Source organism: Arthrobacter sp. P1_D4, from assembly GCF_056406115.1.
In genome coordinates, this window is record NZ_JBFUAU010000009.1 from 172,792 (window position 1) to 186,022 (window position 13,231).

Sequence of the window (13,231 nt, forward strand, 5' to 3'; positions counted from 1 at the left end):
TCCAGCGTAGTTGAGGTCCGCGGGCGCGCTGTGACCGGACGGCGGGGGCTAGGCTTGATGGCATGGAAGACAGCGGCACAGGCGACAGCATCTCAGCGGACACGGCCGGGCAGGACACGGTCGGCAACGACGACGCCGGGCAGGAGCGCCGGCGCCCGCAGGGACTGGCCCGCTACGCAAAACCGGCGCTGATCGCCGGAGCGGTGATCGCAGTCGTGTCCGTCGCACTTTTGGTGATTATCTTCTTCCTCGATTCCTTCAACGCCACCGTGTATTCCGTCGGCGGCAAGAACGTCCAGGACGCCACGGACGAGGCCAGGGCCATCCGCGAGACCTATGCCGCGGCCCGGCTCGGCGGCATCATCTTCCTCATCGCCGGCATTCTGCTGGCCGCCGCCGGCGCCGTGCTGATGTTCCGGCACCGGAATGACGAGGGCCAGAACACGGACGAAGACGACGGCGAGGACGTGGACTTCGACGACCTCGCAGACCAGTAGCCAGCCAGTAGGCGCGCGAATGGGCGGGCTAATGGGCAGGCGCCCGCACCGCCAGGCAGTGCCAACGGCCACGGGCCACGGGACATGCCCAGCCTCCTGCGCCGCGAATGGACATGTCCTCCCCGGTAGCCCGCACCCGTTGGGTATGTCCACCGCTGAGCTTCAAGAGTGGGCATTTCCTCCCGGGTAGCCGACGCTCGTTGGGCATGTCCATCGCTCAGCAGGGGCACAGAGCATGAGGCCCAAGTGTCCTCTGGCCGCAACGAAGAATGGGCATGGCCCTCTGGCCCGGCCGCCGTCGTTGGGCATGTCCATCGCTCAGCAGGGGCACAGAGCATGATGCCCAAGTGTCCTCTGGCCGCAACGAAGAATGGGCATGTCCTCCCGGGCAGCCCACGCACGTTGGATATTTCCGCTCCGGCGGCCCGTATCCGTTGGGCATGTCCATCGCTCAGCGCGGGCAGTGAGCATGAGGCCCAAGTGTCCTCTGGCCGCAGCAAAAAATGGGCATGTCCCACGGGGGGAAATGTTCACCCGGAACGAATTTCTGGCACTCGCCTTGACCGAGTGCTAACCATTTACATAGAGTCGTCATTAGCACTCTCCCTAGGAGGGTGCTAACACATGAAGCGCGTTCCGCCAGGCACGCTGCCGGCACCGCGACGACGGTCTGTGCGCCTTGGCATCACCGCTTCATAGTCCACGAATTTGCTGACGAAAAGGAGAGGTCCGAGTGTCGGTCTCTATTAAGCCTCTTGAGGATCGTATTGTTGTCCGCCCGCTCGAAGCCGAGCAGACCACGGCTTCCGGCCTGGTTATCCCGGACTCCGCGCAGGAGAAGCCGCAGGAAGGCGAAGTTGTTGCAGTAGGCCCCGGCCGCTTCGATGACAACGGCAACCGCGTTCCCGTTGACGTTGCCGTCGGCGACGTCGTCATCTACTCCAAGTACGGCGGAACCGAAGTCAAGACCGGCGGCACCGAGTACCTCGTACTCTCCGCCCGCGACGTTCTGGCGATCGTCGTAAAGTAACTCTCTTGGACCCCCGCGCAGCCGATCCTTCGCAATGAACGGATCAGTTGCGCGGGGTTCTGTCTTGAAAGGACAAAACCATGGCAAAGCAGCTTGCGTTTAACGACGCTGCCCGCCGGTCGCTTGAAGCCGGCATCGATAAGCTCGCCAACACCGTCAAGGTCACGCTGGGCCCGCGCGGCCGCAACGTCGTACTGGACAAGAAGTGGGGCGCCCCCACGATCACCAACGATGGTGTGACCATCGCCCGTGAAGTCGAGCTGGACGACCCCTACGAGAACCTTGGCGCGCAGCTTGCCAAGGAGGTCGCCACCAAGACCAACGATGTTGCCGGCGACGGCACCACCACCGCCACCGTTCTGGCCCAGGCCCTGGTCAAGGAAGGCCTGCGCAACGTAGCGGCAGGCGCCGCACCGGGCGAAATCAAGCGCGGCATCGAGGTTTCGGTCGAGGCCGTTGCCGCCCGCCTGCTGGAGAACGCGCGCCCGGTTGAAGGCACGCAGGTTGCCAACGTGGCCGCAATCTCCGCCCAGAGCGACGAGGTCGGCGAGCTCCTGGCCGAGGCGTTCGGCAAGGTCGGCAAGGATGGTGTGATCACCATCGAGGAGTCCTCCACCACGCAGACCGAGCTGGTCCTGACCGAGGGCATGCAGTTCGACAAGGGCTACCTGTCCCCGTACTTCGTCACTGACGCGGAACGCCAGGAGGCCGTCCTCGAGGACGCCCTGATCCTGATCAACCAGGGCAAGATCTCCTCGGTGCAGGACTTCCTGCCGCTGCTGGAAAAGGCGCTGCAGAGCTCCAAGCCGCTCTTTATCATCGCCGAAGACGTCGAGGGCGAGGCCCTGTCCACGCTGATCGTCAACCGCATCCGCGGCACGCTGAACGTCGTCGCCGTCAAGGCGCCGGGCTTCGGTGACCGCCGCAAGGCCATGCTGCAGGACATCGCGACCCTCACCGGTGCGCAGGTTGTCTCCGCGGAGCTGGGCCTGAGCCTGGACACCGTTGGCCTTGAGGTGCTCGGCACCGCACGCCGCATCACGGTCACCAAGGACAACACCACGATTGTCGACGGCGCCGGTTCGGCCGAGGACGTCGCCGCCCGTGTTGCCCAGCTGCGCGCCGAGCTGACCCGGACCGATTCGGACTGGGACAAGGAAAAGCTGCAGGAACGCCTGGCCAAGCTGGCCGGCGGCATCGGCGTGATCAAGGTTGGCGCTGCCACCGAGGTTGAGCTGAAGGAAAAGAAGCACCGCATCGAGGACGCCGTGTCCTCCACCCGCGCTGCCCTCGAAGAGGGCATTGTGGCCGGCGGCGGCTCCGCCCTCATCCACGCGCTGAAGGCGCTCGACGAGGACCCCGCCGTTCAGGCCCTCGAAGGTGACGCGGCTGCCGCCGTCGGCATTGTCCGCCGCGCCCTGACCCAGCCGCTGCGCTGGATCGCCCAGAACGCCGGCTTCGACGGCTATGTCGTCGTTGCCAAGGTCGCCGAATCCGCCGTGAACCAGGGCTTCAACGCCAAGTCCGGCGAATACGAAGACCTGATCGCCGCCGGCGTGATCGACCCCGTGAAGGTGACGCGTGCGGCTCTGCGCAACGCGGCCTCCATCGCGGCGCTGGTCCTCACCACGGAAACCCTCGTGGTGGAGAAGCCGGCTGACGAAGACGAGCACGCAGGGCACAAGCACTAGGCTCTGCCCGCAGGGGACGGTCCGGCATCTGCCGGGCCGTCCCTTTTTCTGTCGATTCACTGCTGCCGTTCTGCCGTGTTCGTGGCCGCAAGTTGCCGTGATTCTGGCAGAGTTAACCCGTCAGGTGCCGCTCCAGCGTCGCGGGTTCACTGGAAACTCCCACGTTGGCATGCCTCAATGGGGATCAGTGGCCGCCGTGGCGATTGGCCATCAAAATTACGTTTTGGTAACATGGAGGCTTTGGTTATCTGGTTGAGGGGTAGTTCTATGACACAGCAAGGAACCTTGCCCCGGCCTGCCCGGCAGAATGCCGCGGCGGGGCACGATCCCGCAGCCAAGTCCGGCCGAAAATCCACCTTCAGGCCCGAAATCCAGGGACTCCGGTCCCTCGCTGTGCTGATGGTCATGACCTATCACATCTGGCTGGGCCGGGTGTCCGGCGGCGTGGACGTTTTCCTGCTGATCTCGGCCTTCCTCATGACGCTGCAGTTCGTGGGCCGCTACGAGCAGGGCCGGTCCATGGCCCTCATCAAACACTGGCTGCACCTGTTCCGGCGCCTCGTCCCGGCCGCCGTCACCGTCCTGGTGGCCATCCTTGCCGCAACGGTCCTCTTCCTGCCCCGGACCCGGTGGATGGAAATCATCAACCAGGGCTGGGCCTCGCTGGGCTATGCCGAGAACTGGCTCCTGCAGGCCCAGGCGACGAACTACTACGCCGCGGACCACAGCCAGGCCAGCCCCTTCCAGCATTTCTGGTCCCTTTCGATCCAGGGCCAGGTCTTCATCCTGTGGCCGCTCATTTTTGTGGGGGCCGCGGTCGCCGCCAAGCGCTTCAGGCTCCGCTACCGCGTGCTGCTGTGCTACGTCTTCGCCGTGATCTTCGTTGTTTCGCTGCTCTACTCGATCGTCTTCACGCAGGCGAGCCAAACGGAGGCGTACTTCGACACCTGGGCCCGGCTGTGGGAGTTTGCCCTGGGCACGCTCGTGGCTTTGGCCCTTCCTGCCCTGCGGCTTCCGCGGGGCTGGCGGGTCGGGCTTGGCTGGCTGGGCATTGTCGCCATGCTCAGTTGTGGCCTCCTGCTCAACGTCCAGGCTTCCTTCCCCGGGTTCGTGGCGCTCTGGCCCACCCTGGCGGCCGCCTGTGTCATCGCAGCCGGGCAGTCGGGCAGCAAGCTGGGCGTCGACCGCATCCTGAGTTCCAAGCCCTTGGTCCGGCTGGGCGACATTTCGTATGCCCTGTACCTGTGGCACTGGCCGGTTCTGGTCATCGCCCTTGCCGTGATGCACAGGGAAAAGGCTGGTCTGATCACAGGCGCCGTCATCGTCACTGTTTCACTGGTGCTCGCCTACCTCACCACCCGCTTCATTGAGAAGCCCTGGCGTGAGTGGCAGTGGCCGGAGCTGCGGCGGCGCCGCGCCCTCGTGGCCATCGGCGTGGCCGTGGTCACCGCCGCCGTGCCGCTGACCGGGATTCAGATCCAGCAGCACCTTGAAAGCGAAGCAGTCCTGGCCCAAGCCCCGAAGAACAACCCGGGCGCCTTGGCGCTGACGCCGGGCTTTGTGGACCAGGCCGACGCGAACGCCGTCCTGCTCCCCACCCCGCAGACGCTGCCGCAGGACTGGGCCAGCCTCCCGAATTCTTGCTCCGGTGACCTGCAGCCGCAGGACCCGGTCCTTCAGAAGGACTGTTTCCAGAACAACCAATCCGACACCGGAGCGAAAAAGGTCCTCGTGATCGGGGATTCCCACGCACAGCAATGGCTGGGCTCGATTGCTCCCCTCAGCGATGAGAAGGGCTGGCGGCTCTACGCCATGCTCAAGGGTGCCTGCAAACCCAACATAACGCCGCAGCACGTCTCGGCGGATTGCGACAATTTCAATGCGGCCGTCGCGTCGGAAGTGAAGAACAACCCGCCGGACGCCATCATCATCGTGGGCACTGAGGCGGCGCCGTCGTCGCCACAGGAGACCGTGATCCCGGGCTTCGAAGCCACTGCGAAGGCTTGGACGGACGAGGGCATCAAGGTCGTGGCCCTCCGGGACAATCCACGCTTTACCTTCAACATGGCAGAGTGCGTAGCGACCAAGGGTGCCGACGCGCCGGACTGCAGGCCGCGCGAGCAGGGCCTCCTTGCGGCAACGAATCCCTTGGCCGCGCTGGAGGCCAAGCTGCCGGGCGTCGCGTTCGTTGACATGACTGACCTGATCTGCACCGGCACGGAATGCCCGGGCGCGGTCGGCAACACCTACGTCTACCTGGACAACAACCACCTCAGCCGGAGCTATGCGGCCAGCATGGCCCCCATGTTCAGCGAGAGGCTCCTCGCCGCGACCGGATGGGGCCCCTAAGCCTGACTGTCCCGGGGCCCCTAGGCCCGACGGTCCCCGGCCCCTGGGCCCCACGGCCCGGCGCCCCTAAGCCCGACGGCCCCGGGACTGCCGGCCGTCGCGGGCACCTGCGGCGCCCGTGGGTCAGTGCTGGGAGCGGTCCGCCCTGCGCCGCAGCTGGCGGGCGGTGTCCGGTGCCAGCCGCCTGGTCACCAGCCGGTAGAACAGCAGGACGCCGACGGCGGCCACGACGATTCCGACCAGGTTCAGGAAAAGCTGCAGGGCGGAGCCGGCTGCCTTCTGGTACTCGCCCAGGACCAGTGCCACGGCCACGAACCCGGCTGCCGGCACCGTGGTGACGGAGATGAACACCCCGATCAGCGCCGCCGAGCGCCGGCTGATGACCGACAGCATCCCGGCTGTCCCGGCGAGGACGGCGACGATCAGGGAATAGGGGCCGGGGTGGTAGATGAATTCAACTGCTGAACCGTGGTCCAGCGCGTCCGCGGGGAACAGCCCGAGTGGCACGGAGAGCCACGCGGTCAGCGCGGCGGCCAGCATCGCGACGGGAAAACCAACGCCGAGGGCCAGAGCCGCGTCACGGCCAAGCCGCCGCTGGCGCCGGACCAGGGCCACGGCCAGGGCAGCCAGCGGGCCGAACTCCGGGCCCACGGCCATGGCACCGACAATCGCAATGGTGGAGTCCGTCACGATGCCGATGGCCGCCAGCTGGGTCGCCAGGACCAGGAACGCCAGGAAACTCCACGTCAGGCGCGAATCCTCGCCGGTCTGCCGCGACACCTCGTCCCAGATCACGGCGTCCGCGCCCTCACCTGGAGCCTCGGCCTCCGCCTTGTCGGCGCGGTCCGAGAGCACAAGGTCCGGTGCGATGACCGTAATCGATCCCCGCTGCTGGACATCGAGGGCGTGCAGCTTCTCCACGAGCCCCTCCACGGATTCCCGGGCCAGCAAGACCTCGATGACGTCCCCGGGCGGCGTGACGGAAGAGGCCTTCGCGAGCGCCACTTCCGAGACTCCGACGTGGTTTGTACAACTTTCGAGAACAACTCCGGACAATTCACCCGGAACACAAATGCGCACCTGCACGATCACTTGGCGGCCTCCTCAGACTCCTACCAGCCTAGCTTCCGCCCCGCGGCCGACGGCGCCGCCGGCCTCCTGGGGGCGCCGCCGGCCAGGCGGGTGAAGGACACCGCCGGGCCCGTGTGATTGGCCAAGAAAATTACGTTTCGGTAACATTGATGTTTTGGAAACCGGCCGGAAGGGATCTTTGTGTCGAACGAGCGAACCACCGCCACCCCGCCACGGGCGGATGCAGGTTCTCCGGCGACCCGAAAAACAAGCTACCGCCCCGAAGTCCAGGGCCTTCGCGCCCTCGCGGTCCTCATGGTGGTCACGTACCACGTGTGGCTGGGCCGGGTCTCCGGCGGCGTGGACATCTTCCTCCTCATTTCAGCCTTCCTGATGACACTCAGCTTCACGCGGAAAGTCGAAAGCGGCGCGCCGCTGCGGCTGCTCAGCCACTGGCTGCATCTGCTCAAGCGCCTGCTGCCCGCCGTCGTCGTGGTGGTTCTCGGCGTCCTCGCCGGCACCTGGGCCATCCTGCCGCAAAGCCGCTGGCCCGACGTCCTTGAACAGGCCTGGGCCTCCCTGCTGTACGGGCAGAACTGGCTCCTGGCGGACAGCGCCGTGGACTACTACGCCCAGGACCATTCGGGCGCGAGCCCGCTCCAGCACTTCTGGTCACTCTCGATCCAGGGCCAGGTGTTCGTGCTCTGGCCGCTCGTTCTTGCCGGCACCGCCCTTCTTTCCCGCCTGCTCCGCCGCCGGACCGGCCAGGACCACGTCCTGCTGCGTTACCGCTCCCTGTTGGCCGCGGCTTTCGGCGCCATCTTCGCCGTGTCCCTGGCCTACTCCATCCAGCAGACCGCAACGAACCAGGCCCACGCCTACTTCGATACCGGCGCTCGGCTCTGGGAGTTCGCGCTCGGCTCGCTCCTGGCCCTCGCCCTGCCGTACCTGAAACCGGGCACGGTCCTGCGCGTCGTGCTCGGCTGGGCCGGCCTCGTGGCCATGCTCTCCTGCGGGCTCCTGCTGACCGTGGACCGTTCGTTCCCCGGATTCATCGCGCTGTGGCCCACGCTGGCCGCCGCCGCGATCATCACCGCCGGTCAAAGCGGCAGCCGCTTCGGGGTTGACCGCTTCCTGACCTGGAAACCCCTGGTGGCGCTGGGGGATAACTCCTACGCGCTCTACCTCTGGCACTGGCCGCTGCTGGTCCTGGCCCTCGCCGGGGCGGGCATCACGGCGCCCAACCTGTTCCAGGGGCTGTGCATCGTTGCCGCGTCCCTCGTCCTGGCCGTGCTCACCACCCGCTTCGTCGAGAAGCCGCTGCGCGAATGGCACTGGCCCAAGCGCCGCGCCTGGCGGACCGCCGTCGTGATCGCCGCCTGTGGTGCCCTGCTGGCGGGTCCCGTCGCCGTGTGGCAGAGCCAGCTCCTGGCCGACGAAGCCGAGGCGGCGTCCCAGCCCAAGGAACTGACCCCCGGCGCGGCCGCCCTGGCACCGGAAAACGCCGGCAAGCCCACGCCGGAAGCCAAGATCATCCCCGCGCCGGCGGCGATGAAGAACGAGTGGGCCGACATCGACGGGCTGTGCACGGACGCCAACGTCCCCAGCGACCCCCTGCTTCAGGGGTGCCTGCAGAACAACAAGCCGGACAAGGTCACCAAACGGATCGTGGTGCTCGGTGACTCCCATGCCCAGCAGTACATGGCGGCGCTGGGCCCCATCGCGAAAAGCCACGGCTGGGAAGTTGTCACCCTCCTGAAGGGCAACTGCCGCTTCGGCGGGGAGTCCCCGGAGCGGGACGCGGACTGCAACGCCTTCAACCGGGCCAGCGCGCAGTACGTCCTGGACCACCGCCCCGACGCCGTTTTCACGGTTGCGTCCCTGACCCACAAGGAAGCGCCGTTCGAGACCGAAGTGCCTGAGTACCTGGCGGGCATCAAGCCCTTCACCGACGCCGGCATGGACGTGGTGGGCATCCGCGACAACCCCCGCTTCACCATCAATATGCCCGAGTGCGTCCAGAAGTACGGCCCGGATGCCTCGGAGTGCAACGTGCCGGAGCAGGAATCGCTCGCGGGGTCCTCGCCGCTGGACGCCTACCGCGGCCAGGTGCCCAGGCTGCACCTCATGGACATGAGCGATTTCATCTGCGCCAACGGAACATGCCCCGCGGTGGTCGGCAACGTGTACGTGTACAAGGACGACAACCACCTGACCAAGACGTACGTCCAGACCATGATCCCCATGTTCGAACAGCGGCTGCTCGCCGCCACCGGCTGGAAGTAGGCCGGCGACCACCGTCCGGCGCCCACCGGCCCGGAAGCAGGCCCGGCCGGCCGGGGAGCCGGCCGGGGGAGCCGTGCGGGCATGGGGCGGCTCACATTGAAACCGGACATTACCGCCCGGAATATGGCTATCGCCGCCAAGGTTCTACTATTTATTGAGGACTTCTGCACGAATCATCTGCACGAACCTTTTGCATGACCTTCTGCACAGGCCAGACCCGTAATGACGGGCTGGTCATCTGTTGCAACCCCTACCCGTGACCCCGTAACCCAAGGTAAGAGGCGCACTCATGACCCAGCCCGAACACGATCCCTTCGGCTTCATCGGCCTGACGTACGACGACGTCCTGCTCCTGCCCGGCCACACCGACGTGATCCCTTCGGAAGCGGACACGTCGTCGCGGATCTCCAAGCGCATCACGGTCCAGACCCCGCTGCTCTCCGCCGCGATGGACACCGTCACGGAGTCCCGGATGGCCATCGCCATGGCCCGCCAGGGCGGTCTTGGCGTCGTGCACCGCAACCTCTCCATCGCCGACCAGGCCGACCAGGTGGACCGGGTCAAGCGCAGCGAATCCGGCATGATCACCAACCCCCTGACCATCGGCCCCGAGGCCACGCTGGCCGAGCTGGACGAAATCTGTGCACGCTACCGCGTCTCCGGCCTTCCGGTCGTGGACGAGGGCAACAGGCTGCTGGGCATCGTCACCAACCGCGACACCCGCTTCGTGCCCGAATCCGACTTCCCGCTGCGGCTGGTCAGCGATGTCATGACCAAGATGCCGCTCGTGACCGGACACGTCGGCATCAGCCGCGAGGAAGCCTCGCACAAGCTGGCCACGAACAAGATCGAGAAGCTCCCGCTCGTTGACGAGCAGGGCCGGCTCAAGGGCCTGATCACCACGAAGGACTTCACCAAGGCCGAGCAGTACCCGCTCGCCACCAAGGACGACGAAGGCCGCCTGCGCGTCGGCGCGGCGATCGGCTTCTTCGGCGACGGCTGGGAACGCGCCATGGCGCTGATCGACGCCGGTGTGGATGCCCTCTTCGTGGACACCGCGAACGGCCACTCCCAGGGTGTGCTGGAAATGATCCGCCGGCTCAAGTCCGATCCCGTTGCCGCGCACGTGGACATCATCGGCGGCCAAGCCGCCACCCGCGAAGGCGCCCAGGCCTTGATCGACGCCGGTGCCGACGGCATCAAGGTCGGCGTCGGTCCCGGGTCCATCTGCACCACCCGTGTGGTGGCCGGCGTCGGCGTCCCGCAGATCACCGCCATTTACGAGTCGGCGAAGGCCGCCATCCCGGCCGGCGTGCCGCTGATCGCCGACGGCGGCCTGCAGTACTCCGGTGACATCGGCAAGGCGCTCGTCGCCGGCGCCGACACCGTGATGCTCGGTTCCCTCCTGGCCGGTTGCGACGAATCCCCGGGCGACCTGATTTTCGTCAACGGCAAGCAGTTCAAGAGCTACCGCGGCATGGGCTCCCTCGGCGCCATGCAGACCCGCGGCAAGAACACCTCCTACTCCAAGGACCGCTACTTCCAGGCCGACGTCTCCGGCGATGACAAGCTCATCCCGGAAGGCATCGAGGGCCGGGTCGCGTACCGCGGTCCGCTGTCGTCGGTGGCGTACCAGCTGGTCGGCGGGCTCCGCCAGACCATGTTCTACACCGGCGCCCCGACCGTGGCCGAGCTGAAGGCGCGCGGCAAGTTCGTCCGCATCACCGCGGCCGGGCTCAAGGAGTCGCACCCGCACGACATCCAGATGACGGTCGAAGCCCCGAACTACGGGTCCCGCTAAGACCCGCCGGGTGGGCCCGCCGAAACCATGGTTTGCGCTCAAGCCCTACGCCCGCGCCGTGGCACAGGTGCTGCGGGTGAGCTTCCGGGCCTCGCCCGCCGCCGTCGTCATGAAGGTCCTGGGCTCGCTGATCTCGGCACTGCTGCCGCTGGTCACGACGTACTTCGCCGCCCTGACCACCACGGCGCTGGCGGCCGCCTACGCGGGCGACGCCGACGCCGGCGCGCAGGCCGTCGTGTACGTCATCATCACCGCGGCACTCGGGCTCTTCTGGGGGTCGTTCAGCAGCGTGGACCGCTACATCCAGCAGCTCATGAGTTTCCGGGTCGGCGCGATCGTCGGTGACCTGATGTACGAGCGCTTCCTGACCCTGGACTTCTGGCGCTACGACGACAAAGAAACCGTGGACCTGTACGACCGGGCGAAGCGTTTCTCCGACTCCTACGCCCGCGTCCTGGACCGGATCGCCGCCATTTTCACCCAGCTCGTCTCCGTGCTGCTGGCGATCGGCGCGCTGCTGCTGGTCAGCTGGTGGATCGCCGTGATCGTCCTGGTTGCGATCGTCCCCAGCGTCTACCTGCAGTTCAAGCTCTCCCGCGAACAGATCGCGCACTGGAACACCCAGGTCGATTCGCGCCGGCAGCGCAGGATGATCGAAACCAACCTCCTGCGACCGCAGCACATCGCCGAGATGCGGCTTTACGGGATTGTCGGCTACCTGATGGGCCTGCGCTCCCGGCTGCGGGACGCCGATGAAAAGCGCCGGCTGGACTTCCAGAAGCGCTACATCCCCAAACAGCTCGCGGCCGATGCCCTGCAGTACGGCGCCGAGGTGGTCTCGCTGATCTGGGTGGTGGGCCAGATCATCGCCCGGGCCCAGCCGGTGGGGCAGTTCCTCTATGTCCAGCAGATTGTCAGCCGCGCCCTCTCGACCGCCAACAGCCTCGTCTCCTCACTGAGCTCGATCGACGAGGACCTGGCGAACCTCACGGACTACGAACTCTTCATGGCCTTGCCCGTACCGTACGGCCACGCCCCGCCGCTGCTGCAGGCGCCGAAGACGGTGGAACTGCGGGACATCCGCTTCACGTACACCGGCAGCGAACTGGAGGTGATCCGCGGCATTTCGATGACCATCAGGCAGGGCCAGCACATCGCGATCGTGGGGGAGAACGGCGCCGGCAAGTCCACCCTGATCCGTATCCTGGCCGGTCTGTACCGTCCCGACTCCGGGCAGGTGATGCTCGACGGCGTGGACCTCGCCGCCGTCGACGTCACCTCCTGGCACCGGCACCTGGCGGTGCTCAGCCAGGAGTTCCTGAAGTATGAATTCGCCACCGCGGCGGAAAACATCTTCTTCGGCGACGTCGATTCGCCCCGCGACGACGGACGGGTCCGGCGCTCCGCCGCGGATGCCGAGGCCCTCGAATTCATCAACAAACTGCCCAACGGACTGGACAACCACGTCAGCAACTGGATGGAGGACCCGCGCGGGCGGAAGGGCTCCGGCCTTTCCGGCGGGCAGTGGCAGCGGCTGGCGATGGCCCGGAACTTCTACCGCGGCGCATCGTTCATGGTGATGGACGAGCCGACGTCGGCCATCGACGCGCTGGCCGAACACCGGATCTTCACGCGGCTCTTCGCTGACCGCAGCAGCACCATCATCGCCATCAGCCACCGCCTGGCCACGATCGAGAAGGCCGATGTGGTCTACATGCTCGAGGAAGGCCGCATCGTGGAACAAGGCACCCACAGGGAACTTGTGGCGCGCCGCGGCCGGTACTTCCGGATGTTCGAGTCCCAGCTCACCGTTCCCGACACCGAGAACGTCAGCGGCGAGTAAGCGGAGGGCCCTCGATGGTCGTCCGCACCCGGGCCAGGCTGGGTTCGGGCGGGACGCTGCTGAAACCGAAGCCGACGGCGGGGCGGACGGCGGTGAGCGGGCCGGCGTCGACGCCGTCCCAGCTGACGGTCGCGGAGTCGATGCGGTGCAGGTCGGTGACCCCGTAGTATTCCCGCCGGCCGCCCTTGGCCGTGCCCGCGGTGCGCACGCCGGGGATGATTCTGCCCGCAACGGGGCTGACCGCACGCAGCCAGCGCGGATGCACCGCCAGAGCCCGGGGGACCAGCCGCGCCACGGCGCCCAGCCGGGTGCGGGACCCGAGCCGGGCGCGGATCCGCAGCGGCCCGGCGTCGACGGCGAGCTGCCCCGCCCCATGCTCTGATGCCAGGGGCACGATGCAGGTCTCGTCGAAGTTATAGACCGCGCTGATGAAATCGGCGGCTTCGACGCTCGGTGCCAGCAGGATCCGGTGGCCGGAGGGCAGCTGGACCATCGCGTCGGTGAAGGACCCGAACGGGGACTGCGTCCACAGGCCCACCACCGCGCGCAGGCCCGATCCCGTGCCGAGCCCGGCAATGTGTCCGTCGAAGATCCAACGCTGTCCGTTACGCCAAAGCATGACGCCACAGTACGCCGAAGCGGCGCCCCGCGTCCGCTGGGATA

General features: G+C 66.9%; 9 protein-coding genes. 7 read left to right on the plus strand and 2 right to left on the minus strand.

Going from position 1 to position 13,231, the window contains the following annotated elements:
- Window positions 1-62: 62 nt before the first annotated feature.
- From AC1D0A_RS10945 to AC1D0A_RS10960, 4 genes are all read left to right on the plus strand, one after another.
- Window positions 63-497 (plus strand): hypothetical protein, encoded by a 435-nt coding sequence (locus AC1D0A_RS10945; protein ID WP_028275748.1) that lies wholly within the window; start codon window positions 63-65, stop codon window positions 495-497.
- 733 nt (window positions 498-1,230) lie between these two features.
- Window positions 1,231-1,527: a co-chaperone GroES gene (gene groES, locus AC1D0A_RS10950; protein ID WP_028275747.1), complete on the plus strand. Its 297-nt coding sequence runs from the start codon at window positions 1,231-1,233 to the stop codon at window positions 1,525-1,527.
- Window positions 1,528-1,607: 80 nt separating this feature from the next.
- Window positions 1,608-3,218: a chaperonin GroEL gene (groL, locus tag AC1D0A_RS10955; RefSeq protein WP_028275746.1), complete on the plus strand. Its 1,611-nt coding sequence runs from the start codon at window positions 1,608-1,610 to the stop codon at window positions 3,216-3,218.
- Window positions 3,219-3,485: 267 nt separating this feature from the next.
- Window positions 3,486-5,567 (plus strand): acyltransferase family protein, encoded by a 2,082-nt coding sequence (locus AC1D0A_RS10960; RefSeq protein WP_476945775.1) that lies wholly within the window; start codon window positions 3,486-3,488, stop codon window positions 5,565-5,567.
- Between the two features lie 123 nt (window positions 5,568-5,690).
- Here AC1D0A_RS10960 and AC1D0A_RS10965 read toward each other — a convergent pair whose 3' ends face one another.
- Window positions 5,691-6,572: a DUF389 domain-containing protein gene (locus tag AC1D0A_RS10965; RefSeq protein ID WP_243181036.1), complete on the minus strand. Its 882-nt coding sequence runs from the start codon at window positions 6,570-6,572 to the stop codon at window positions 5,691-5,693.
- Window positions 6,573-6,839: 267 nt separating this feature from the next.
- Between AC1D0A_RS10965 and AC1D0A_RS10970 the strand changes: the two genes are divergently transcribed.
- From AC1D0A_RS10970 to AC1D0A_RS10980, 3 genes are all read left to right on the plus strand, one after another.
- Window positions 6,840-8,924 (plus strand): acyltransferase family protein, encoded by a 2,085-nt coding sequence (locus tag AC1D0A_RS10970; protein ID WP_476945776.1) that lies wholly within the window; start codon window positions 6,840-6,842, stop codon window positions 8,922-8,924.
- Between the two features lie 289 nt (window positions 8,925-9,213).
- Window positions 9,214-10,725, plus strand: a complete 1,512-nt coding sequence (gene guaB / locus AC1D0A_RS10975; protein WP_018773740.1) for an IMP dehydrogenase — start codon at window positions 9,214-9,216, stop codon at window positions 10,723-10,725.
- A gap of 10 nt (window positions 10,726-10,735) precedes the next feature.
- The gene (locus tag AC1D0A_RS10980) at window positions 10,736-12,568 is read left to right on the plus strand and encodes an ABC transporter ATP-binding protein (RefSeq protein ID WP_476945777.1); all 1,833 of its coding nucleotides are present in this window, start codon (window positions 10,736-10,738) and stop codon (window positions 12,566-12,568) included.
- Here AC1D0A_RS10980 and AC1D0A_RS10985 read toward each other — a convergent pair.
- Window positions 12,555-13,187 (minus strand): hypothetical protein, encoded by a 633-nt coding sequence (locus AC1D0A_RS10985; protein ID WP_476945778.1) that lies wholly within the window; start codon window positions 13,185-13,187, stop codon window positions 12,555-12,557. The genes AC1D0A_RS10980 and AC1D0A_RS10985 overlap by 14 nt on opposite strands.
- Window positions 13,188-13,231 lie beyond the last annotated feature (44 nt).

What these genes read in the sequence shown, in the direction of transcription:
- AC1D0A_RS10945 (WP_028275748.1), top strand. Translation starts at nt 63, where the DNA reads ATGGAAGACAGCGGCACAGGCGACAGCATCTCAGCGGACACGGCCGGG.
- groL (WP_028275746.1), top strand. Translation starts at nt 1,608, where the DNA reads ATGGCAAAGCAGCTTGCGTTTAACGACGCTGCCCGCCGGTCGCTTGAA.
- AC1D0A_RS10960 (WP_476945775.1), top strand. Translation starts at nt 3,486, where the DNA reads ATGACACAGCAAGGAACCTTGCCCCGGCCTGCCCGGCAGAATGCCGCG.
- guaB (WP_018773740.1), top strand. Translation starts at nt 9,214, where the DNA reads ATGACCCAGCCCGAACACGATCCCTTCGGCTTCATCGGCCTGACGTAC.
- AC1D0A_RS10985 (WP_476945778.1), bottom strand. Translation starts at nt 13,187, where the DNA reads ATGCTTTGGCGTAACGGACAGCGTTGGATCTTCGACGGACACATTGCC.